Source organism: Prevotella sp. 10(H) (assembly GCF_000711235.1).
Classification (GTDB): Bacteria; Bacteroidota; Bacteroidia; order Bacteroidales; family Dysgonomonadaceae; genus Dysgonomonas.
Genome location: NZ_JOMI01000009.1, coordinates 92,159 through 114,687, shown reverse-complemented (window position 1 = coordinate 114,687; position 22,529 = coordinate 92,159). Strand labels below are relative to the sequence as shown.

At 38.3% G+C, this 22,529-nt stretch carries 19 protein-coding genes and 1 tRNA gene; 7 read left to right on the top strand and 13 right to left on the bottom strand.

Annotation, left to right across the window (positions count from 1 at the left end):
• Positions 1 to 32: 32 nt before the first annotated feature.
• The 4 genes from K348_RS0115935 to K348_RS0115920 form a co-directional block, all read right to left on the bottom strand.
• The gene (locus tag K348_RS0115935) at positions 33 to 932 is read right to left on the bottom strand and encodes a DMT family transporter (RefSeq protein ID WP_029906486.1); all 900 of its coding nucleotides are present in this window, start codon (positions 930 to 932) and stop codon (positions 33 to 35) included.
• A 13-nt stretch (positions 933 to 945) separates the two neighbouring features.
• The gene (nhaA, locus tag K348_RS0115930) at positions 946 to 2,127 is read right to left on the bottom strand and encodes a Na+/H+ antiporter NhaA (RefSeq protein ID WP_029906484.1); all 1,182 of its coding nucleotides are present in this window, start codon (positions 2,125 to 2,127) and stop codon (positions 946 to 948) included.
• The gene (gene truA, locus K348_RS0115925) at positions 2,127 to 2,876 is read right to left on the bottom strand and encodes a tRNA pseudouridine(38-40) synthase TruA (protein WP_029906482.1); all 750 of its coding nucleotides are present in this window, start codon (positions 2,874 to 2,876) and stop codon (positions 2,127 to 2,129) included. Before truA ends, nhaA begins: the two co-directional genes overlap by 1 nt.
• A 102-nt stretch (positions 2,877 to 2,978) precedes the next feature.
• Positions 2,979 to 3,638 carry a DUF5715 family protein gene (locus K348_RS0115920; protein WP_029906480.1) on the bottom strand — a complete coding sequence of 220 codons (660 nt, stop codon included), beginning with the start codon at positions 3,636 to 3,638 and terminating at the stop codon, positions 2,979 to 2,981.
• 299 nt (positions 3,639 to 3,937) lie between these two features.
• Here K348_RS0115920 and K348_RS0115915 point away from each other — a divergent pair, with 299 nt between their 5' ends.
• Positions 3,938 to 4,729 (top strand): RNA methyltransferase, encoded by a 792-nt coding sequence (locus tag K348_RS0115915; RefSeq protein ID WP_029906478.1) that lies wholly within the window; start codon positions 3,938 to 3,940, stop codon positions 4,727 to 4,729.
• Between the two features lie 8 nt (positions 4,730 to 4,737).
• Here the strand turns inward: K348_RS0115915 and uvrA are convergent, their stop codons facing one another.
• The 3 genes from uvrA to K348_RS0115900 form a co-directional block, all read right to left on the bottom strand.
• A complete protein-coding gene (uvrA, locus tag K348_RS0115910) occupies positions 4,738 to 7,524 on the bottom strand; it encodes an excinuclease ABC subunit UvrA (RefSeq protein WP_029906476.1) in 2,787 nt (928 codons plus the stop codon).
• Between the two features lie 168 nt (positions 7,525 to 7,692).
• The gene (locus K348_RS0115905; RefSeq protein WP_029906474.1) at positions 7,693 to 8,184 is read right to left on the bottom strand and encodes a 3'-5' exonuclease; all 492 of its coding nucleotides are present in this window, start codon (positions 8,182 to 8,184) and stop codon (positions 7,693 to 7,695) included.
• Positions 8,185 to 8,261: 77 nt separating this feature from the next.
• On the bottom strand, positions 8,262 to 10,229 hold the full coding sequence (locus K348_RS0115900; protein ID WP_029906472.1) for a hypothetical protein: 1,968 nt from the start codon (positions 10,227 to 10,229) through the stop codon (positions 8,262 to 8,264).
• A 972-nt stretch (positions 10,230 to 11,201) separates the two neighbouring features.
• On the opposite strand from K348_RS0115900, the gene K348_RS0115890 reads away from it, so the two are divergent.
• Both K348_RS0115890 and K348_RS0115885 read left to right on the top strand, forming a co-directional pair.
• Positions 11,202 to 11,585 (top strand): hypothetical protein, encoded by a 384-nt coding sequence (locus K348_RS0115890; protein WP_029906469.1) that lies wholly within the window; start codon positions 11,202 to 11,204, stop codon positions 11,583 to 11,585.
• 77 nt (positions 11,586 to 11,662) lie between these two features.
• On the top strand, positions 11,663 to 12,337 hold the full coding sequence (locus tag K348_RS0115885) for a hypothetical protein (protein ID WP_156032906.1): 675 nt from the start codon (positions 11,663 to 11,665) through the stop codon (positions 12,335 to 12,337).
• A 13-nt stretch (positions 12,338 to 12,350) separates the two neighbouring features.
• Here the strand turns inward: K348_RS0115885 and K348_RS0115880 are convergent, their stop codons facing one another.
• From K348_RS0115880 to K348_RS0115870, 3 genes are all read right to left on the bottom strand, one after another.
• Positions 12,351 to 13,217, bottom strand: a complete 867-nt coding sequence (locus tag K348_RS0115880) for a hypothetical protein (protein WP_029906467.1) — start codon at positions 13,215 to 13,217, stop codon at positions 12,351 to 12,353.
• A gap of 80 nt (positions 13,218 to 13,297) precedes the next feature.
• Positions 13,298 to 14,152, bottom strand: coding sequence for a hypothetical protein (locus K348_RS0115875; protein ID WP_029906466.1), 855 nt, complete (start codon positions 14,150 to 14,152; stop codon positions 13,298 to 13,300).
• A gap of 87 nt (positions 14,153 to 14,239) precedes the next feature.
• Positions 14,240 to 15,088 carry a hypothetical protein gene (locus K348_RS0115870; RefSeq protein ID WP_029906465.1) on the bottom strand — a complete coding sequence of 283 codons (849 nt, stop codon included), beginning with the start codon at positions 15,086 to 15,088 and terminating at the stop codon, positions 14,240 to 14,242.
• Between the two features lie 351 nt (positions 15,089 to 15,439).
• Here K348_RS0115870 and K348_RS0115865 point away from each other — a divergent pair, with 351 nt between their 5' ends.
• The gene (locus K348_RS0115865; RefSeq protein ID WP_029906464.1) at positions 15,440 to 16,435 is read left to right on the top strand and encodes a helix-turn-helix domain-containing protein; all 996 of its coding nucleotides are present in this window, start codon (positions 15,440 to 15,442) and stop codon (positions 16,433 to 16,435) included.
• 362 nt (positions 16,436 to 16,797) lie between these two features.
• A complete protein-coding gene (locus tag K348_RS0115860) occupies positions 16,798 to 17,199 on the top strand; it encodes a VOC family protein (protein ID WP_029906463.1) in 402 nt (133 codons plus the stop codon).
• Between the two features lie 198 nt (positions 17,200 to 17,397).
• Here K348_RS0115860 and K348_RS0115855 read toward each other — a convergent pair.
• A tRNA-Leu gene (locus K348_RS0115855) sits at positions 17,398 to 17,479 on the bottom strand.
• A 248-nt stretch (positions 17,480 to 17,727) separates the two neighbouring features.
• Between K348_RS0115855 and K348_RS0115850 the strand changes: the two genes are divergently transcribed.
• A complete protein-coding gene (locus K348_RS0115850; RefSeq protein WP_029906462.1) occupies positions 17,728 to 19,506 on the top strand; it encodes a DNA polymerase III subunit gamma/tau in 1,779 nt (592 codons plus the stop codon).
• Between the two features lie 10 nt (positions 19,507 to 19,516).
• Here K348_RS0115850 and K348_RS0115845 read toward each other — a convergent pair whose 3' ends face one another.
• Positions 19,517 to 20,656: a hypothetical protein gene (locus K348_RS0115845; RefSeq protein WP_029906461.1), complete on the bottom strand. Its 1,140-nt coding sequence runs from the start codon at positions 20,654 to 20,656 to the stop codon at positions 19,517 to 19,519.
• A 24-nt stretch (positions 20,657 to 20,680) separates the two neighbouring features.
• Positions 20,681 to 21,844, bottom strand: a complete 1,164-nt coding sequence (locus K348_RS0115840; protein ID WP_029906460.1) for an exo-beta-N-acetylmuramidase NamZ domain-containing protein — start codon at positions 21,842 to 21,844, stop codon at positions 20,681 to 20,683.
• Positions 21,845 to 21,917: 73 nt separating this feature from the next.
• Between K348_RS0115840 and K348_RS0115835 the strand changes: the two genes are divergently transcribed.
• The gene (locus K348_RS0115835) at positions 21,918 to 22,454 is read left to right on the top strand and encodes an HDIG domain-containing metalloprotein (RefSeq protein WP_029906459.1); all 537 of its coding nucleotides are present in this window, start codon (positions 21,918 to 21,920) and stop codon (positions 22,452 to 22,454) included.
• Positions 22,455 to 22,529 lie beyond the last annotated feature (75 nt).

Sequence of the window (22,529 nt, the reverse complement as noted above, 5' to 3'; positions counted from 1 at the left end):
TATTTATTGTAAGATATTTACTGTCAATTAATTTATTTTGTCCCCAAATATAGGAAAAACATCGCTATAATTATTAATACAAGGTCGATAGCCTTTCCTTTTAAGTTTTTTTCATGGAAGAATATAACTCCGCCCGCAAATGAAACCAACACACTGCTTCGTCTCACCATAGACACAATCGAAATCATAGCATCGGGATATGTAAGTGCATAAAAGTATACAAAATCTGCGATGGTAAGGAATAACGATACCAGTAGAATGCTCCATCTCCATTCGAACGGGGTATTCTTTTCGCGCTTAGGATACCAAATTACAAGAAGCACAATCAGCATCAGTATGCACTGATATGTATTGAACCAGAATTGTACGGCAGTAGAACTAAATTGCTGCATTAGGAACTTATCATACAAGCCGCTAACTGCTCCTGCAATTGCAGCGAGTAGCATAAAGAATATCCACTTGTTTTTATGGAAACTAATGCCCTCTTTCTTACCTGATAAGGATAATAAAAAGAACGATATAATGGTAATAATTACTCCTATCCATTGATAAAGATTTAACCGTTCTCCAAAGATAAATAAAGCGCCCAACAGGGTCATTACAGGGCGTGTCGCATTAATTGGTCCGGTAATAGTAAGAGGTAAATGTTTTATGGCAAAGTAGCCGAATATCCACGATGTGAGTACAATAACTGATTTAACAAATATATATCCGTGTGTTTCCATTGAAACGGACGGGACATAACCGATTGTGCCGTTAAGTATATCCGGTGAAATACTCGAGATAAGTACAAGTGGTAAAAGTAATAACGAACAGAATAATGTATTCAGAAATAAAACGGGAATAACAGCGTTGCCGTTTACCGATTTCTTTTTACATATATCGTAGCATCCTAAGAAGAACGCCGAAACAAAGGCTAGAGCTAACCACATATTTTTTCTTCAACTAATCCTTTTCAGCGATCTTTTTCTCCTTTTTCAATACAAAGTTGAGCCAGGTATATCCTATAATACCAGATGTAAGCGATGCTAACAGTATCATTAGTTTCGACTCGTTTATATAATGCAGGTTGCCTTTGAATGCCAATAAGGTTATGAAAATGGACATTGTAAACCCGATTCCTCCGAGCATCCCTGCACCTAGTAACTCCTTCCATTTTACCCCTCTCGGAAGAGAGCATAGGCCTGTTTTCACCGATAAAAAGCTGAATAATGTAATACCAATAGGCTTCCCAACTATCAGCCCCAGAATGATACCCATTGCAAACGGCTCGCCTATCGACTGATCCCAGTTGCCCTCTATCACCATAGCTGTATTTGCCAATGCGAATATCGGTAATATTGCGAAGGCGACAGGATAATGCAGTGCGTGCTGCATCCTGTTGGACAAGCATTTTGCATCGCCTTTCTTGAATGGAATTGTTATTGCAAGCAAAACACCTGCAATAGTTGCATGTACCCCCGAATGGAGCATGCAATACCACATGATGATACCGCCTATAAGATAGGGGATAAGGCTTGTTACATTGAATTTTTTATTTAGGATAAGAAGCAAAGCAAACATGCCTAAGGCTATCAGTAAATAAACCCATGCTAATGAAGTTGTATAAAATATTGCAATCACTATTATCGCTCCTAAATCATCTATCACAGCTAAGGCAGTCAAAAATACTTTAAGTGAAGTAGGTACACGGCTACCGAGCAACGAAAGTACGCCCAATGCAAACGCAATATCTGTTGCCATAGGTATACCGAATCCTGCATGTGTATCCGTTCCGAAGTTCAAAAACATATATATTCCCGCAGGAATAAGCATTCCTCCTAATGCTCCGGAAATAGGAAGCATGGCGCGTTTTACGTTTGCGAGTTCCCCCTCGTAAATTTCCTGTATCAGTTCCAGTCCGACCAAGAGGAAGAATATAGCCATCAGTCCATCATTTATCCAATCGGCTATTGTATGGCTTCCCGCCTGAATTTCCCAAAAATCGCGATAACTTTCTCCGGCAAAGCTGGAATTAGCCAGTAGTATCGATATTAATGTGCAGACAATCAGAGTTAGGCCTCCCGATTTCTCACTTTCCATAAATCCCCGCAGGGTTCTTCCACTTAAGATTCTGGGTATTTTCATCACTTATATATGTCGTTGTTATATTCAATTTCTTCGAGAAAAAGGGCGTTTCCCGGCACCGAGGCGCCTGCTTTACACCGGTCTTTGGCTTCTATTATTTTTCTGAAATCTTCCGGAGTAATTTTTCCCCGACCAACTTCCAGTAAGGTACCCACAATCGAACGTACCATATTACGCAAAAAACGGTTTGCTTTAATGGTAAAAATATAGTCATTTCCTTTTTGCTCCCATTCTGCCAGCATAATCGTGCAGTTGTTTGTCTTTACATCTGTATGTAACTTGCTGAAACTGGTAAAATCCTCGTACTCGAAAAGTATTTTAGCGCAATCGTTCATTGCCTGTAAATCAAGGTTGCCGTATATTTTATATTTCAGAGGATACAGAAACGGGTCTTTTTCTGTGGTGATATAATATCGGTACAATCTGGACGTGGCATCGAAACGGGCATGCGCATCCGCTTTTACTTCTATTATTTTCTGTATAGCTATATCTTTTGGCAATAGGCTGTTCAGTTTATTTGTCAACATCGGCAAGTCGATATTCTCTTGTTCGCTGTCGAAATGCGCTGTCATCATGCGGGCATGTACACCGGCATCGGTACGTCCGGCACCGACGATCGGGGTAGGAGTGCGCAACAGGATACCCAGTGCATTCTCTATTGTTTCCTGCACCGATATTCCGTTTGGCTGGATTTGCCATCCGCAATACTTTTCTCCGTTGTATGACAAATATATGAAGTAGCGTTTCATCGTTGTTAATTAGCGAATTAGCAGATTCGGAAATTAGCAAATTGTAAAGCATTTTATTTTTGCATTTGCTAATATGCTAATTCTCAAATATGATAATTGATTTTATCTTACCGTTATATGAAAACATGACTGTTTTCTCTCGTGCTTTATATAACATCTTTCGCGTTGCTTAAGGTCGAAAAGTACCTGAGCCAGTACTGCCTTTAGCTTCCCGTCGTCGAGTGTTCTAGAATCGGTAGGGTCGACCTTGTCGAAACGTGTCCATGCTATGTCGAAAGTAGTACCGTAGCGGTGTGCCGAATTATCACTTGCATTTCTGTTGCGCTTCGATAATCCTTTTACATCATCGTCGGTACGTGTGATGCTCGTTACAATCGGTTTGTACAGAGCCATTTTTTTACTTACCAGCGAATCTCTGAAATTAAGGCATATATCCGAGAGTAACGTTGCGGCTTTAGGTACAAGAAAAGGCATGGAATGTTTTAGCCTGTCTACCTTATATATCTCTAGCTCGCTTGGAATACGTATCAGTTCTCCTGCATAAAGACTGGTGTCTGCCCTGCATGTGAGTGGGCCCACTCCATTATTTGTGGCAGCTTCAATATGCAAATCCTGCAGGTCGGCAAATGCTTTGGCATAACTGCCTGCAAAACGGCTGTATTTTTTTACTTCTATTACTTCTTTTTCTTCTTCGATTTGTCCTTTCGAACTACAGCTTATAAGAGTCAGAATACTTAGAGAAAGTATCCACACGTGCTTCATATGTCCTTTGAATTTAATTTTCAGGTGCAAAGGTACAAAATAAGGGTTAAATCCCTATTTTTGTATCTCTCTTTAAATTACAAAATTATTAAAAGCCTGTTTAAATTTTATACGAATCTTTTATTACGCATAAAAAGCAATTAGTCTTCGTTCATTTTTAGTTTGTTTCCGGCTAATTTTCCCTATTGCTCAGCTCACGTAGCCCGCTACTATCGCTTCGCAGAAGAAAAAATTATCTCAAAAACAATTCTAAAAATGAAGACGAATAAAATTTAAACAGACTCTTAAAGAATATCAGAATGGAAAAAATAACAAGCCTGCAGAATACCAAGATAAAGAATATTGTAAAACTGTCTAAAAGCAAAGAGCGAAAGGAACAAGGTCTATTCGTTATTGAAGGTGCGCGCGAATTCAGCCTCGCACTTACAGCAGGTTATACTATAGATTCGGTGTATGTATGTCCTGAATTATTCGCTAAAACGGATTATCCCGAAGTACTGAATACTATTCCGGAAAATAAGATGTTTGAAGTATCGGAAGCGGTGTTTGAAAAGATAGCCTATCGTGAAGGTTCGGATGGACTTCTAACATTGGCAAAATCTAAAAGCCATACTTTAAATGATTTAAAATTATCTGAAAATCCTTTTATAATTATACTCGAAGCTGTAGAAAAACCCGGAAATTTAGGGGCGATACTCCGTACTGCGGATGCAGCACAAGTGGATGCGGTAATAGTTTGCGACCCTGCTACCGATCTGTATAATCCCAATGCTATCCGTTCCAGTGTCGGCTGCCTTTTCACCGTGCAAACGGCTGTCAGCACATCACAGGAAGCACTGGATTTTCTCCATGAAAAGGGTATAAAATCATTTGCAGCCGAGTTACAGGCATCGCAGTGGTATCAGGATGCGGATTTTACTGTGCCGTCGGCTGTTGTAATGGGTACGGAAGCTGATGGTCTTACAGACTTTTGGCTGAATAACGCCGATGCACGAATAAAGATTCCGATGCGCGGAAAAATAGATTCACTGAATGTGTCTGTTTCCACCGCCGTAATTACATTTGAGGCGATGAGGCAACGCGGATTTTAGAAACCCGATTAAAGTTTATCTTTCAGGAACTTTCCGGTATATGAATCTTTACATTTGATAATTTTTTCGGGAGTACCCTCACAAACCACATATCCGCCTTCTTTACCACCTTCGGGACCTATATCAATAATATGGTCGGCACATTTGATCACATCCATATTGTGCTCGATAATAACGATAGTATGACCCCTTTTTATCAACGAATCGAAAGCTTTCAGCAGGGTTTTGATATCGTGGAAGTGAAGGCCTGTAGTAGGTTCGTCGAATATAAATAAAGTCGGCTCGGGTTTTTCATCCACAAGATGGAATGCCAGTTTTACACGTTGGTTTTCACCACCGGATAAGGATGACGAAGATTGTCCGAGTTTTACATATCCCAGTCCTACGTCTTGCAGTGGTTTCAGCCGTTTTACTATTTTCTTTTCAGTAGAGCCTTTTCCTGATTCGAAGAATTCGATAGCCTGGTCTATAGTCATTTCCAGTACATCATGGATGCTTGCACCTCTGTATTGTACATCCAATACATCTTGTTTGAAACGTTTGCCTTTACATACTTCGCATTCTAGCATTACATCTGCCATAAACTGCATCTCTACCAAAATCTTGCCTTCACCTGCACATTCTTCACAACGCCCGCCTTCTACATTGAAAGAGAAATAGGCCGGAGTAAAGTGCATTTGCTTGGCAAGAGGTTGCTCAGCGAATAGTTTACGTATTTCGTCGTATGCTTTGATGTACGTTACAGGATTGGAGCGGGATGAACGGCCGATAGGGTTCTGATCTACCATTTCGATCTCTTTTATAAGGTTGAGATCACCTTCGAGTCCGCTGTACTGGACTATCTGATCGCCCTTTCCTTTATAGTGACGCTCGAGCGCTGTATATAATACATCGCAAACCAATGAAGATTTCCCTGAACCGCTGACCCCTGTTACAACTGTCATTACGTTTAGTGGAAACTTTACATTGATATTTTTCAGGTTGTTTTGCCTTGCGCCTTTTACCTCTATATAGTTATTCCATTTACGTCTTACCTTCGGGATGTCTATCTTTTCTTCCCCGTTGAGGTAGCGGACAGTATAACTATCGGTATGTTTCTGCAGACCGGCAATATCTCCCTGATATACCACTTCCCCACCTAAACGACCGGCTTTAGGGCCTATATCGATAATATAATCGGCAGCGCGAATGATTTCTTCGTCATGCTCGACTACAACAACTGTATTTCCGATAGATTTTAGCTCATGCAATACTTTTATCAATAAATCCGTATCGCGTGAATGAAGACCGATACTCGGCTCATCAAGTATGTAGAGTGAGCCTACAAGACTGCTGCCTAAAGATGTCGCTAAATTGATGCGCTGGCTTTCTCCTCCCGAAAGAGAATTAGAGAGGCGGTTGAGGGTTAGATATCCCAGCCCTACATTCATAAGGTACTGGATACGTACATTTATATCAGTAAGCAAGCGTTTGGCAATGGCTGCATCTGTCTCGTTAAGTTCTAATCCGTCAAAAAATACTTTTAATTCGGATATCGGCATCAGTACAAGGTCGGCAATTGTCTTTTCTCCGACTTTTACATAGAGTGCCTGAGGCTTTAACCGTGAACCTTTACAAGCCGGACAGGTTGTTTTTCCTCTGTATCGAGCAAGCATAACACGGTATTGTATTTTGTACTGGTTTTCTTCCACCATTTTGAAGAAGTCGTCAATGCCATGCAGGCCGCTTGCACCCTGCCACAATAATTGTCTTTCGAGGTCGGATAATTCGAAATAAGGGCGATGAATAGGGAAATTATACCTACCGGCAGCACGGATAAAGGATGTTTTCCATTCACTCATTTTTTCCCCTTTCCAGCATACTACAGCGTCTTCGTATACCGACAGGCTTTTATTCGGAATAACAAGATTTTCATCTATGCCTATCACACGGCCGAATCCTTCGCATACCGGACATGCACCCACTGGACTGTTGAAGCTGAACATCATATCGTTCGGTTCTTCAAACTGGATACCGTCGGCTTCAAAATGCCTTGAGAAATCGAAACTCTCCGGTTTATCTCCTACATAGAAGCGGATGATACAATCACCCTCTCCTTCGAAGAATGCCGTTTCTATAGATTCCGAAAAACGGCTTATATTGGCTGCATCCTTATCACAGGTGAGGCGGTCGATAAGTAGAAGAAGTTCATCTGTTTTATATTTCTTTTTTGAAGCAAGAATATCTTCAATCCGTTCGAATTTCCCGTCGATTTCTACCCGTGAGAAACCTTCCATAAGAAGTATTTCCAGCTGTTCATTCAGTGTCCGGTTGTCACGTAAAATAATTTTAGTAAGGATGGCCAGCCGTGTTTCTTCCGGATAGGACTGCATCTTTTCCACAATATCGCTTACCTGATGCTTTTTCACTTCCTGACCCGACACGGGAGAAATTGTTTTTCCGATACGTGCAAATAATAGCCTCAGGTATTCATATACCTCTGTGGATGTTCCTACCGTCGAGCGCGGATTACGCGCGCTTACCCGTTGCTCGATGGCGATTGCCGGCGGAATGCCTTTTATATAATCGCTCTCAGGTTTGTTCATTCGCCCGAGGAACTGCCGTGCATAAGCCGACAGGCTTTCTACATAACGACGTTGGCCTTCGGCATACAGTGTATCGAAAGCGAGTGAAGATTTTCCTGAACCTGAAAGTCCTGTGATTACCACAAATTTGTTGCGGGGTATCTCTACATCTATATTTTTGAGATTATTGACCCGTGCGCCTTTTATGAATATATTTTTTTCTTCTGACATGATCTCTCCAAAAAATGGATACAAAGGTACTAAAAAAACAAGTATCTATACTCTATTATAATAGCTTATGTTTATAATAGATGAAAAGATATATTAAAAAATTATATTTTGACTTTATGAAGAATATACAACTCTTAGGAGGCCTTTATTGAATTGTGATATAGATGATTATAGCAATTGTATAGCTATCTCAGCACAGGCTTCTGCATCGGCAAGTGCATTGTGGTGGTTTGTGAGTATATGTCCGCAATCTTCGGCTACGGTGTTCAGTTTATGATTGGGTAAATGGCGCAGTTGCCGTCTGGCTTCGGCTAGTGTGCAATAGAATTGGTAGTCGGGATAATCCATCTGATAAGTTCTGAATACAGCTTTCAGGGATGACTCGTCAAATCCTTTATTATGTGCTACAAGGGGTAATCCTTCAATTAGCGGTTCTATTTGTTGCCATACTTTGGGAAATATTTCTGCATTGGCAGTGTCTTCATAACTTAGCCCGTGAACCTGACTGTTTGAATAATTGTAGTAATCCGGCTCGGGTTGAATGAGGCTATAGAAACGTTCTGTAATAATCCCATTCCGGACTATTACAATACCAACACTACAAACACTGGATAATTGCTCGTTGGCTGTTTCAAAATCAATGGCGGCAAAATCCCTAATCATCGAATAAAGTTAGAAAGATTTTTTTACAAAATTCATAATTTCTGCCTGTTTTTTACATATTCGTGTACTCTATCTTACATATTTTTATTCATCAGGTTGGAAAGGTATATGTCCAGATCGTCGTTATTGCTCAATTTCAATTTCTTTTTTATGCGATATCTTACCATATGAACAGTATTAAGTTCAACGGAGAAGCATTCGGCAATCTCGCTATTAGTCATATTAATGGCAATGCACATGCAATACTTTATGTATATAGGAGAAATATTATTGAATGTAATTTCTTCCAGTTGCGTGATAAAGTTTTCATTCAGTGTATTTAATTTATCCAAATATATATCTTTATTCTCTCCGCCTTTCCTTTCCAACAGGGATTTTAATTCCTCGATGAGCAGGTCTGTATTCTTTTTATTTTTTTCATATTTCTCACCGATACGTTCTTCATATTGCCTTAATTTTTCGCTATACGTTTTCAGCTGTTTGTCAAGTATTTTTTTATTATTCTTAAGTTCTTCCAGCTCGGCCTCTTTCCCTTCTATTGCAAGATCTTTGAAATGAACTTCGAGCAATGCTTCGTATTTCTCTAGTTGTATGCGTTTTGCCTGTTCTTCTTTTAGTTTTACCTGCAATTCCACTTCATGTTTTTCCATTTGTATCATTTCCATATTTTTGATGGTTGCATTTCTTTTCATAAGATATAACCTTACAACCACAATCACAATTATTATCAGTAGTATACTGATTCCTGCATAGAGGGATTTCATCTTTTTCTGATATAAATTATATTCGTTTAAGAATTTTATTTCCTGCTGTTTGGTTTTTAAATCATACCTGACTTCCATATCTTTCAATGATTCGTAGACTTTATCCAGCATCATTTTGTTTAAGTATTCCAATTGTGTTTTCCTGTATTCCAAGGCTTTATTTATATCTCCTTTTAATTCGAAAGAATATGATAATTGATCGTAAAAATGATTTGCGTAAATATTATATTTAATCAGCTGAGTAGAGTCTTTTCTCATCTCATCCAATATTTCAAAGGCTTTATTGCTTTCTGTAATTGCCCTTGTGTAGTCATGCAGATTATTGTATGCATTTACTTTCATCAGAAGGTTTTTTATATCATTCACGGTGCCCAGAAAGGCTAAGTCTTCAGATTTGTCGATCCATTCCAGTACTTTTTTCCATTTGGGATTCTTTCTGCTAGATTCTGCTTCGGCCAGATTTCTGTAATTTCCTCCCATTAATTGGTTCAGATGGGGGTAAAATTCCTTGTTAGGAAAAGTATCGAATATATTCATCGCCTTATAGCTGAACATAGCGATGGAGTCTAAAAGAAGTTCATCAGAATAATTTTTATCTGTCAATATATTTTCATACTTATTAGAATAGTAGTATCCTTTCATACTATTTATAAAAAAAGAACCGAAAGGTGTTTTATCTTTTTGTCCTTTCTCCAACCTTTCTATAATATTGTACATTGTCTTTGTTTCATTTCTTTCTTCATACGAAGAGAACAGATTATAGGAGATCATAATTATCTTTTCTTCCAGTCCCTCTATTTTTTCTCCATATTCTATGGCCTTATAGTAATAATAATGCATTTTTTTATCATCATCGATTTGGGCATAATATTTTGCTGCACAATCATATATAGCAAAAAGGAGTCTGTTGTCGGTGACTCTATTTTCAAATGATAAGACAGTCTCCACATATTGTCCTGCTTTGTAGAAATTCTGATCGATCACATTAATAACAAGCAACAGGTTGCATAGATATATCTGTATGGAATCGTTTCCCTGCTGCCTTGCTTCGTTCAGTACATTTGCAAAATATGGTTCTAAACCGACGCATGCATTTAGTTTTGTAGCCTCTTTCAAGATTTGGTATTTATCCGTAAGGGGCACGTTTGGGCTGGATGTCACTGCAATAAGAGAATCTGCTGTCAATCCTTTCGAGTTAAGTATAAGATTGCCTGTATTTTCCTGGGCAAGAAAATTGATGTGTAGAGAGATCAATGCGAAAAATAGTAATTGTTTCATTAATCAATGTTGTATATGTGATATAATAAAATTTGCCACATTATTCACCCTTTGAATACAAGAAAATCTCTTTGTACTAATAATACGAAATACTGAAGAGATAATGACTTATTACCTTTCAGTATAGCTTAATTCGTATTATTAGTGTAGATGGAGAGATTAAAAATGTATAAGTGATAATAATGCAATTTGCTTCATTCTTTGTGTTCTGTTAACCACTACAAATATATATCAACATAAATTTACCTTTAGTTAATTTAACATTTATTATGACCTATACAAATTTTAATTTATAGATTATCAGTCTATTACGTGTGATGTTAAAATAATATAGACAAATCGAAACTTGTAGAGGCGTGTATATTGGCAGCGGAATTAATAGCAAATATCTTTGTGCCGGGTTAATACCTGATACATCGTATCCATATTCGTTTTGGATAATTAAATCTGATAGTAATCTTGACTTGAAAAGAGATCAACATTTCGCGATAAACAAAACAATATATATCATGAAGATTAAAGTAAAATATCAAGCATCGGCATTTTCTTTAATGAAAGTTAGGAACAAACAAACTGAAAAGTATTTTTATCGATTTAGTATGACTTCCGGCTTTTATACACAAACATTTACTGGAGCAGACGTCCTTTCGCTGAATACACGTATTCCAGGCTTTACGAAAAGGATGTAAATAGTTTTCCAAGCAGCTTTCCAACCTTAATACAAAGACAAGACAATTACACATTCCTTTGTTTCATAACTTTTAAACGAACAAAACAGGCATATGATTTTTAAATATCAAAAATATTCAAAGCCGTTAAGATTAGGTTATACCTACAGGGAATACCAGATTTGTCTTATTTGTCTTCACTTTTATTATCCTGTTTGGGAAAATAGGAAATATATATCGTTAATGGATATTCCCTGCGGCTTTAGATTGGATACGAAAAAATCTCATTCTAAAATTACATATTATGAAAGCTTACAAACATACATCGCTTAAATTATTAATCATTTTAGTCGTGCTGGCTCTTGCCGGATATGGCAATGCACAGGTGACAATAGGCTCGAATATTCGCCCTAACGGTGGGGCACTTTTAGACCTGAAAGAAAACGACAATGAGGAAGAGAACTCTACAAAAGGATTGCTTTTCCCTCGAGTAGAACTGGAAGACATAAACTCTTTGGTTCCATGTATAAAGACGGTTCCTTCCGATCCGAAGATATACAAAGGACTTATAGTCTATAATGTAGAACCATCTTTCGATAATAACAGAGGAAAAGGCGTATATATCTGGGATGGTGGTAAATGGGTTTATACTCCGTGTAATCTAAAGCGGAAAGAAATCTCTCAATAGAATCTTAAAAACAAATTGCCTTGACACAAAACTTTACATCTGCCAAAGATTATATAAAGACAAAACATAAATTTGAAATGAAGACAATACCAATCATCCTTATATCTATCTTTTTTCTGCTTTTGCCTGTATGTATAACAACGGCTCAGGTAACGATAGGCGATGAAAGCGAACCTAACAGGGGAGCCTTACTCGACCTGAAAGAAAGTGACTCAAATAATATGAACAATGCAAATTCGACTCAAGGGATATTGCTGCCCAGAGTGAACCTCACCACCACCAACCTTGTTACCATAAAGGATAATACAAATAACCTGATCGGAGAAGAAAAAATACATGTAGGCATGGTAGTATATAATCTTAAAGATAATGGAACCGACCTTTGCGAAGGCCCTTATGTATGGAACGGGCAAAAATGGATACGTTCGTGGGGCGATTGCGGCGATTGCGAATATACTGTTATAGGCAAAGACGGTAAAGAGTATCATATCTATTGTCTGCAGTTTATAACTGCTCCGGAGCAGGCTGCTTCACGTTGCAAGCAGCCTGATGTGACTAACCCCGGCGGATCGGGGGGATACTACACATATCATCTGATGACTGCCGATGAATACGGGCAAATCGAGCCCGATAAGAAAAAAGGTATAACTAATGATAAGTTCAGTGCCAATAATAATCATTTCAACAGCACGCCACCTTTTTCCGATAGAGCGCTAAAAAATACCCTTGTTGTCCGTTGTGTCAGGGATTGATACCAGTATTAAATTATTCCGATGTAAACAAATACGTCAGTGAAAAGTATCCCTCTAAAACTTTAGAATCTCTGGTATAACCGGACATAATAACAAACTTTTGGTTTTTTTTAAGATATACTAATCCTGATAATGACTGGTGTATAAGTTTAGTAGTAAATCCATACCAAACATTTATAACGAACTCCCTTGTATATTGCATTACATCATTGCCATTTACTATACCTAAATAAGTTAATAATGTGCCATCCGTTTTATTCTGCTCATTATTAGGGAATTCTACATCCACCTTGCTGTAAATGTTTGCTACATAATAACCATCTTTTTCTACTGTGAATTCTCCTTTATCTTTATTGTACTTAAAACCGATCATGAGCTCCGGTTCATCATAATATATGACATAGTTCTTTTTCATCGGTAAAAGCACGGAGGGTTTTGTTTGCTTAGCAAATAAAGTGACAGAAGGTACATTCACTTTCGCCAGGTCCTGCCATTGTGGTGCTTTGCCCTCGCCTTTCGAAATAAGCACCTGTGCCTGCGTGCCGGGGTCATCTGTGGCAACAATCAGTTTCCACATCTTTCCGTCCCAGCTATATATGCCTTCGGTAAGCCCGCCTGAAGGATTGGTATTCTGTACTGTCAATCCTTTATATTGGTCTCCTTTCGAATCGTCATCGACGGTAAGTGTGTTTGGAGAATCTATATGCACCCGTGGAAGGCTAAATCCTTTCGTTGCATTTTTTCCGGTTTCATTATCCTGTTTTAGTTCCAGTAAAGAACCATCCCGAGGTTCAAAATCGGAACCAATAGTAACCTGCGATTGTATCGGTAAGAGTATGTGTAATGTTCCGAGAAAAAGCAATATAATTTTTATTTTCATGATCTTATCCTTTCGTTTTATGATAAATAAATTAGACCTTTAGCTCAGAAAGCCTGTTTTTGGTCATAAACTTCGTATGGTTAACTACCGCCCAGATAAGTAAAGGAAATTCCTCCTCCATCGACTTTAAATTTTTTATTATAAGTTGTCCTGATAACGTAATCCTTACCGGCTGTAAGATATATTAATCCCGAAAGCGGCTGATGGATCAGCGTATCAGTTCCATTGGGATAATAGGCTGAGAAAGATAATAGTTCAGTATAATTGGCGCCCTCTCTAAGGCAAAGTGTGATAATTGCTGTGCCTTCATTGTTTGTCTCATTAGTTGTTGCTTTGGTAGCATCCATTTTATTGTATAAATTTATTTGATAATAACCGGGTTTGCCGGGCGTAATTGCTCCGTTATTGTACGAAAAATTATTATTGTGGAGAATCGTATATAATAGATTGACTTTAGAATCCTTAACATTAATAGTAGGTATTAAATCTCCGGTAGCAACAAAATCGACGGTTGGTATATGCAATTCCAACTGGTTTTTCCATTCGGCAACAGAGTCGGTACCATTTGATGTTAGTATCTGCCCGTCCGTACCCTGTCCTTTTGCGGCAACAAGATATCTCCAGTTTTCTCCATCCCAAGAGTGAACACCTTCGGCAAGGCTGTCCGAATCAGAACGATTTGTATTTTGTATTGTCAATCCTTTGTATTGATCTTTCTTCGAATCATCGTCGACAGCCAGCTTTTTTCGGGATTTCAATTCGACACGCGGAAGGCTGAATCCTTTCGTCGAATTTTCATCGGCACTCTCATTTTCTTTCAATTCCAGCAATGAGCCTTTTCGAGGTTCAGAAAGCGAGCCGATAGTAACCTGCGATTGTACCGGCAACAGTATATAGAATGTTCCGAGGAGAAATAGTATAGTTTTTGTTTTCATGTTGGTTATTCTTTCATTATGTCAAATAAATTGGATTGTTCCCTATTAAAATAAATCCTTGCCTATCACCACCGCATGCAGATATAGCTAATCGCGCAAATAGACAAAGGCAATTCGTCCGGCGGTAACTCGATACTCTAGTGTATAACTTGTTCTTATAGCGTACTTCTGGCCTTGTTCAAAATAAATTAATCCCGCAACCGGATGACATACATAACTGGATCCCTTATAATAATAGGCGTTCAAAGATAAAATACTTTGATAACTGCCATCAGGAAGTCTTTTGGCTAATGTGCTTGTGGCTGTGCTGCCATTATCGACGGGTCCTCCCGTTTTGTTAACGTCCAATGTGTTGTATATATATACCTGATAATAAGCGGATTTTTTCGGAGTGAAATTTACATCAGCTTTATTGTACTCGAAATCTTTCATGTAGATAGAATCAAGTTTTACGGTCCTAAAACCTTTAGGTACATATGTAGAACCGGTTGTTATTGTATTGGCAATAAAATCAACGGTAGGTATGTTCAATTCCTGTTGGCTTTTCCATTCGGGAGCATTGCCTGCACCTTTCGAAGTAAGCATCTGCCCGTCTTCTCCCTGTTCTTTTACGGAAACTACCAGTGTCCATTTCTCTCCGTCCCAACAATAAATACCTTCGGTAAGCCCGTTTCCGGTAAGGGTATTTTGTACTGTCAGTCCCTTATATTGACCTTTTTTCGAATCATCATCGACAGTAAGCTTGGTTGGTAATTCCAATTTGACCCGCGGAAGGCTAAACCCTTTCGTAGAATTTTCACCGTCTGCATCATTCTCTTTCAATTCCAGTAAAGTGCCTTTTCGCGGCGAAATTCCGGAACCCATAGTGACCTGTGATTTAATAGGGAGAAGAATATATAATATTCCGAAAAGCGGTAGTAAGTATTTTGTGTTCATGTTTTTATTCTTTAATCTATAAACAAAGGAATTTGATTTCAAGCTAAAATTTTTAATTTTATGTATATTCCTCAGGCATTATTCGAGAAAAATTGTTCATATGTGAAACACTTGTTATTATGGAAATTCAGGAATAGTTTCTTATCACTGATAATAAGATTTTTTTCATGATTTTTATTCTTTTATTTAAGAAGAAAGTAATCTTATTTTAGGCTGAGAATACGTAATTTTGTCTATATCCATCAGTTATGCCCGGAAATAATAATTTATATTTGAAAAGACTCCTAGCCTTTTGATATCAAATTGTCTCATTGCTAAATTTTGTATTAATACCCATTAAAAGTTATCAAGATGAACAAAAGAGAAAAAATAAGGAATGATATTATTGATAAGATCATAAAAAATACTCCCGAGAATGCAACCGCTACAAAGTATATTATGGAAATACTTGGTATAAGCAGGGTTTCAGCCTATCGCAGAATGAAAGGACTCATTCCTTTTACTTATGAGGAAATTATTTTGTTAGCACGGGAGATGGATTTCTCTTTGGATGAAGAAATTGAATTGGATTCGAGGAGAAAATATATTATTGAATTTGGTAATTATTTTTACGACGAGGTGTCGGATATTATTTTTAAAGCTTTGCACAGATATTATACACATTTGAGCATAAATCAAAAAATGAAGAAGGTTATTAATTTTGAAACGACCAATAACTTATGGTTTGTTTATACCCTTTTTTCCGATAATCTGTTTAAGTTCTTCTATTATAAATACTTTCAGCAGTATCACATACCTTCTTTAAAATTGAAAATGAAGGATATAAAGATACCTGATTCAATACTAGATATTAAAAAAGAAATTGTAGATGTAATAGTCAATACTCATAATCGCACTACAATATGTATAGTCGACCGGAATATTTTTTTCAATACCATAAATGAAATACAGTATTATTACAGACGGGGCCTTTTGGATAACCAAGAGTTGAAATCGATCGCCAACGACATAAAGCATCTTTTGACTGACCTTGAAAAAGGAGCCATTGAAGATGTGTACGATGGCAGGCAATACCAGTATTATCTCGGCATGAGGAATATATATTCGAACACATCTTATATCCAAAACGATAAGCAGTCTTACTCTTTCTTCTATCAGGATAATCTACATCCCATGATATGTTATGACCAACAGATGTGTGAACTACATCATAACTACTTACAGGCACATAAAAGACAAAGTGCACTGATATCGGGATCGAATGAAGAATTACAGATTGATTTTTTTGAAAAGCAATATGGGTATATAGAGAATTTGGTGGAGGATAAAGACTTGATAGTCTGTTGAAAATCAGAAATTAGTAAATAAATCCCAAGAATCAATTGATTCCCGGGATTTATTATTTTTGGTTTTGTGCGATAAGGTATCAGATTACCGAAGACTTTTTTGAGGTTATTGATTTTATGAAGTATACAAACTTTCCGGATAGGAATCTATCTTTGAGGAAGGTAATCATTATTATGTATCTGGAGTTAAGAAGGTGGTAGATAATGAGAATTATACAACAAAGTATGTAGAAAGAAATGGTGTTGCATTGACGAATCATGAAATTTATTAAGATATATTTTTGCAGAACATATTTATTCTTAAATACTCAAACTAATTATAAACTATAGCTGTTCACAGTAGACAGTTTAAAACATATAATTATGAACAGAGATGTATATATCAATCTCCCAGTGAAAAGTCTTGAACGTTCTGTGGAGTTTTATACCAATATCGGATTTACATTTAACCCCCAATTTACCAATGAAAAAGCTACGATGATGATTGTCAGCGACAAAGCTTCGGTAATGTTGCTGACTGAGGAATTCTTCCGGACATTTACAAAAAAGCCTATTGGAGATGCAGTTAATTCACCCGAATTACTTACGGCATTAAGCGCTAAAAACAGGAATGACGTGGATGATATAGCTGAAAAGGTTGAAAAAGCGGGCGGAAGGATTGTGGATAAATTTGAAGAAATGGAAGGTGCGATGTATGGTATACGCTTCGAAGACCTCGATAATCACCTATGGGAAGTGTTTTATATGAACATGAAAGCGATGTAGCAATAATACTTGCGGTAGATAATGAATTAAACGATATTCCTTGCCTAGAAATATCCCATTTTGCTTCGGTCAAAAATGGTTAAGGATGAGCTACAAAATAGTATTGCATTTTGCGTTTTATTACCGTTCTACTAACATTTAGTGAATAAAAAAATCCCTGAAATCAATTGATTTCAGGGATTTTTTTATTTGGCTCAGTGCGGATGAAGGGACTCGAACCCCCACGCCTCACGGCACCAGATCCTAAGTCTGGCGCGGCTACCAATTACGCCACATCCGCGTAGCTAATTGCGTTAGCGGGTACAAAGGTATAATTATTTTTGTTATTGCAATGTTTTATATTGAAAAAAACAAAATTTTTTAGTTTTCGAAGGATAAAGTAATTGCATTTCATTGCAATTACTTTGTTATATAGATAAATTTATCTCAAATAAATTGTTAAAAATGATATGGTTTCGCTAGGCTTTTTTACATTTTTTCTTTCCGTTTTTTTTCATAGCTTTGTACTGCTAAAGGAGAAAAATAAGAATGGATAACTATATTGTTTCGGCACGCAAATACCGCCCTATGACTTTCAACTCGGTTGTCGGTCAGAGGTCATTAACCACTACACTTAAGAATGCTATCGCTTCGGGGAAACTCGCGCATGCATATCTTTTCTGTGGGCCACGTGGTGTGGGTAAGACAACATGTGCACGTATTTTTGCCAAGACGATCAACTGCCTTTCTCCGGCGGCCGATGGTGAAGCATGTAATCAGTGCGAATCATGTGTAGCATTTAACGAGCAACGTTCTTTCAATATACACGAATTGGATGCCGCATCTAATAACTCCGTCGATGATATACGTTCGCTAATTGAACAGGTGCGCATTCCTCCTCAGATAGGAAAGTATAAGGTTTACATCATCGATGAGGTGCATATGCTTTCGCAGGCAGCATTCAATGCTTTTTTGAAAACATTGGAAGAACCGCCGCACCATGCTATTTTTATCTTAGCTACAACCGAGAAGCATAAAATACTGCCTACCATACTTTCCCGTTGTCAGATATACGATTTCAGCCGTATAACGATTAAGGATACTGTCGAGCATTTGCAATATGTGGCATCTCAGGAAAATGTTACTACCGAACCCGAAGCATTGAATGTGCTTGCTCAAAAAGCCGACGGGGGTATGCGTGATGCACTGTCTATTTTCGATCAGGTAGTTAGTTTTACCGGTGGAAACGTCACATATAAGGCCGTTATCGAAAATCTGAATGTGCTCGATTATGAGTATTATTTCAAGCTTACAGACTGTATACTGGCAAATAATGTAGTAGACGCATTGCTTATACTCAATGAAATATTAAGCAAAGGCTTTGACGGCAACAATGTTATTACAGGCATTGCTTCGCACTTTCGCGATCTGTTGCTTTGCAAAGATGCAAGGACAGCCGATCTTTTCGAAGTCGGGGCTTCTATCCGTGAACGATATATAGATACAGCAAAGAGATGCAGCAATGAATTTCTGTATAAGGCTATTGATATAGTCAACCAAAGTGATCTCAATTACAGATTGAGTCGTAATAAACGGCTCCTTTCCGATCTCACAATCATCAGGCTTTGTCAGTTATCTTCCCCGCAATCAGGAGAAGATCAAAAAAAAAAGCAGGTAATTGAGCCTGTTTTCTCTAAAGCCAATGCAGAGTCGAATCCGGTTCAGCAACAACCGCAACAACCGGTAACTAGACCACAGGTACCGGTAGGTAATCCGCAACAAGCAAATAAACCGGTAATATCTACCAGAAACATATCAGAAAGTGTTCCTCAATCTGCTCCGAAGCCTTTATCTTCTAACCCAGCAAAGACTACAAGCTCTTTAGGCTTAGGAATATCTATTTCTGCGTTCGGGCAAAAGAAAGAAGAGGAGAAGACGGAGGTAGAAATCAATACGGAATCTCTGAATGAGCGTTTCACTCCACTACAGCTAATCAACGAATGGAAATCATATGCAGAAGGGTTGATAGAAGAACATCATTTAAAGAATACGATGCTAAACTGCCTGCCTAATCTTTTGGAGAATACTTTATTCGAGGTAGTCGTAAACAACCCTGTACAAGAGCAACGACTCGCAGAAAACAGAATGGCTATTCTGACTAAATTGCGGGCACAGCTAAGGAATACACATCTGAGGATGGAAATACGCATAAGTCAGGATAACGAAAAGAAACTGGCTTTTACTCCTGCCGAAAAGTTCAATCTGATGATGGAAGAAAATGAAAGCCTGCGCCGCCTTAAAGACGAATTCGGGCTCGAACTTTCTTAAGCTTATCTTCTTATTTTTCCTTTATATATAAGGCTTGTACCAACTTTTGAGCATCCAGCTCTATATTTACAACCTGTTCGGTAGTGACTTTTTTCTTTTTCTTATCGGTAAATACCGTCTCCGATTTAACAGGAACACTTACAAAATAGATTCCTTTATTATCCTTAATTACTTCAGGCAGAGTATCCGGTAGCGCGTAAGAAATCTCTTTGATCTTCTTAGTCTTAAAGGTTGCCTTTACAGAATCCACTATATTTTTGCTTTCCTGATTTTCAGTCTTATATAATTGCTTCAATACGGGAGCCGAGTACTTTTGTATATCTTTATTATCGATTGACGATAAAGCCTTAAAAAAACCTTCCACCGTCTCCTTCACCTCTTTCAGTTCATCGCCTTCCACCACTTTCATCTGGCTTAGGTAGTCGTATTTTTGGCGGGCAACAGACTCGTATTCCCCGGCATAACGCCCGATTTTTACATTATCCATATAAGCCTGATAGGCGGCTGTGGTATTTTGTTCTGTTGTCTGTAGCCAGCCGAGCGAATCTATCACGCGCTTTATTTCCCGCTGATAGGGTGTCTGCGGGTGGTCGGTAAGGAAGGCGAAGAGAGCATCAATATTCTTCGAGTTACGCAATTTTTGCCATTCATTACGTTCCTCTTCGCGTAATGTTACTATTTTCACCTGAGCTTCTACACTATATTTTCCGTCGGGATATTGCACCAGATATTTTGAATAGGACAGTGGCGTGTTTTCTTCGATACATTTATTCCAGTACGCTATTTCCGTTTCCTCTGCATTCTTATTCTGAATGAAAATATAGGAACTTATACCCCCGATAATTACCAGTAAGATGAGTCCGATAATAAGGAATATAATCCATTTTCTATTGCTTTTTACGGGAGGAGCCGGTGGTATAGGGTCTATCATATCATGTTCCGGAACCACCTCCGTTCCGTCTATATTTAATGATACGGGTACTTCCAGATCGTCTTCGCTGCTGATAGTTATAAGTTCGGATACCTCTGTGTAATATAAGAAGTCTTCGGAATATGTATTTTTAGCAATTTCCTGACAATTGCGACAAAAAACTTCTTCTGCGTTTGTGTCCTTTCCGCACAGCGGACATTTGTTTTCGTTGTCGGTCATATACTCTGTTTTATATTGATGTAGTTAGTTCTCCGCATACAACAAATACTTTTGCCTTATTGTTCTGTACTTGTTCAGGTCTTTTTCCCAACTCTTACGGATATTATCGGCATTCAGCCCTTTTGTGATCTGCAAACGTAAGGTATTTGTACCTGCTAGCAAATCCATAAATTTCGGACTGGAAAAGAACGCTGAGCCCAATGCCGACTTCTTATAAAAGCTTAGCAGGAAGTTCAGGTCTATTCCTTTCTCATGCTCATAATATCTCAGATCGACCCCGTAACAGGTCTTGCCCATATTCAATGGTGTTTTATTCCCTTCGTTAGGTCTCGGCACGAAGGTAAAATCTCCGTACTTCCGGCTTGTACCTCCTATCACCTGAAACGGGAAATCCGTACCCCGTCCTATGCTTATTTTAGTCGCCTCGAAAAAGCAAAGCGAAGGATATAAGCTTACCGATTGTGCATTAGGCAGATTCGGCGACGGTTTTATCGGGATTATGTAATGGTCTCCGTGTTTCCAGCCTGTCATGGCAATCACTTTCAGATTACACTTTTTGCCTCCTTTGAGCCACCCTTCCCCGTTTATCATCTGCGCCAGTTCCCCTATTGTCAGCCCGTGGAGTACAGGAATCGGATGCATCCCTATAAACGATTTGTACTTCGGGTTTAATACAGGGCCGTCTATCTGATCGTTCGGATTTGGACGGTCGAGTATAATGCATTCCTTTCCGTTTTCGGCACATGCCTCCATAACATAATGCATCGTACTGATATATGTATAGAAACGTGTGCCTACATCCTGTATATCGAACAGGAGAATATCTGCATCTTCCACCTGAGAGGGGAGAGGCTTATAATTCTTCCCGTATAAGGATATTACGGGTATCTGCGTTTTCTTTTCTTTCTCGTCTGCTATTGTCTCCCCCGCGTCGGCCGTACCTTTGAATCCATGTTCGGGAGCGAATATTTTAATAATGTTCACTTTGTTTGCCAGTAAGGCATCCAGCAGATGCGTTCCGTCGGATAAAACAGAGGTCTGGTTAACGATCAGTGCTATTTTTTTACCTTTAAGTTCGGGAAGCAAGACGTCGAGCCTGTCAGCACCCAAAGATAAAGTTTGCGCGAAAATTCTTATATTTGGAATAAAACTGAGAAGAACAACAAGAAGGATATAGAACATTTTCATTTGTCTGTCTGTTTTAAAGCGTGCTGTCGTTTTACAAATTTACATATTTTTGAACAAAAAAGAATTATACTGTATGAATACATTAGCTATCATCGAGAAATATTATACAAAAGATTCGGATTTATACAATATTCTTGTACGACATAGCACAGATGTGACAAAAAAAGCGCTCGATATAGCAGGAAATCATCCCGAATTGCATATTGATACCAAATTTGTGGCAGAAGCTGCTATGCTTCACGATATTGGCATCTTTATGACTAATGCGCCTTCTATTAAGTGCTTCGGTATAGAACCGTACCTTGCTCATGGATATCTCGGATGCGAATTGCTCACTAAATTGGGCTATCCTATTCATGGACTGGTCTGCGAGAGACACACAGGCACAGGTCTATCCCTTGAAGAAATTATAGAAAGCAAATTACCTCTCCCTCACCGCGATATGCGCCCTGTCAGCATGGAAGAGAAGCTTATCTGCTTTTCCGACTGCTTTTTTTCGAAAACAAGGCCGGGCGAAGAACGATCGATAGACAAAGTACGCCAAAGCCTTTCCAAGTTCGGGGAAGATTCTGTAAGACAGTTTGATAAATGGTGCGCGATGTTTTTGTAATTCCTGATAAATTCATATTTGTTAACTAAGTTTAGTTAAAAGGTAACAAAAGTAACGTTTTTTTCAGTTATCAGT

Excerpts from the sequence above, each read along its gene's own strand:
- K348_RS0115900 (WP_029906472.1), bottom strand. The coding sequence starts at position 10,229 with ATGAAACAATTACTATTTTTCGCATTGATCTCTCTACACATCAATTTT.
- K348_RS0115880 (WP_029906467.1), bottom strand. The coding sequence starts at position 13,217 with ATGAAAATAAAAATTATATTGCTTTTTCTCGGAACATTACACATACTC.
- K348_RS0115865 (WP_029906464.1), top strand. The coding sequence starts at position 15,440 with ATGAACAAAAGAGAAAAAATAAGGAATGATATTATTGATAAGATCATA.
- truA (WP_029906482.1), bottom strand. The coding sequence starts at position 2,876 with ATGAAACGCTACTTCATATATTTGTCATACAACGGAGAAAAGTATTGC.
- K348_RS0115850 (WP_029906462.1), top strand. The coding sequence starts at position 17,728 with ATGGATAACTATATTGTTTCGGCACGCAAATACCGCCCTATGACTTTC.
- K348_RS0115835 (WP_029906459.1), top strand. The coding sequence starts at position 21,918 with ATGAATACATTAGCTATCATCGAGAAATATTATACAAAAGATTCGGAT.
- K348_RS0115870 (WP_029906465.1), bottom strand. The coding sequence starts at position 15,088 with ATGAACACAAAATACTTACTACCGCTTTTCGGAATATTATATATTCTT.
- K348_RS0115915 (WP_029906478.1), top strand. The coding sequence starts at position 3,938 with ATGGAAAAAATAACAAGCCTGCAGAATACCAAGATAAAGAATATTGTA.
- K348_RS0115845 (WP_029906461.1), bottom strand. The coding sequence starts at position 20,656 with ATGACCGACAACGAAAACAAATGTCCGCTGTGCGGAAAGGACACAAAC.
- K348_RS0115890 (WP_029906469.1), top strand. The coding sequence starts at position 11,202 with ATGAAAGCTTACAAACATACATCGCTTAAATTATTAATCATTTTAGTC.
- K348_RS0115935 (WP_029906486.1), bottom strand. The coding sequence starts at position 932 with ATGTGGTTAGCTCTAGCCTTTGTTTCGGCGTTCTTCTTAGGATGCTAC.
- K348_RS0115840 (WP_029906460.1), bottom strand. The coding sequence starts at position 21,844 with ATGAAAATGTTCTATATCCTTCTTGTTGTTCTTCTCAGTTTTATTCCA.
- K348_RS0115920 (WP_029906480.1), bottom strand. The coding sequence starts at position 3,638 with ATGAAGCACGTGTGGATACTTTCTCTAAGTATTCTGACTCTTATAAGC.
- uvrA (WP_029906476.1), bottom strand. The coding sequence starts at position 7,524 with ATGTCAGAAGAAAAAAATATATTCATAAAAGGCGCACGGGTCAATAAT.
- K348_RS0115860 (WP_029906463.1), top strand. The coding sequence starts at position 16,798 with ATGAACAGAGATGTATATATCAATCTCCCAGTGAAAAGTCTTGAACGT.
- K348_RS0115885 (WP_156032906.1), top strand. The coding sequence starts at position 11,663 with ATGAAGACAATACCAATCATCCTTATATCTATCTTTTTTCTGCTTTTG.
- nhaA (WP_029906484.1), bottom strand. The coding sequence starts at position 2,127 with ATGAAAATACCCAGAATCTTAAGTGGAAGAACCCTGCGGGGATTTATG.
- K348_RS0115875 (WP_029906466.1), bottom strand. The coding sequence starts at position 14,152 with ATGAAAACAAAAACTATACTATTTCTCCTCGGAACATTCTATATACTG.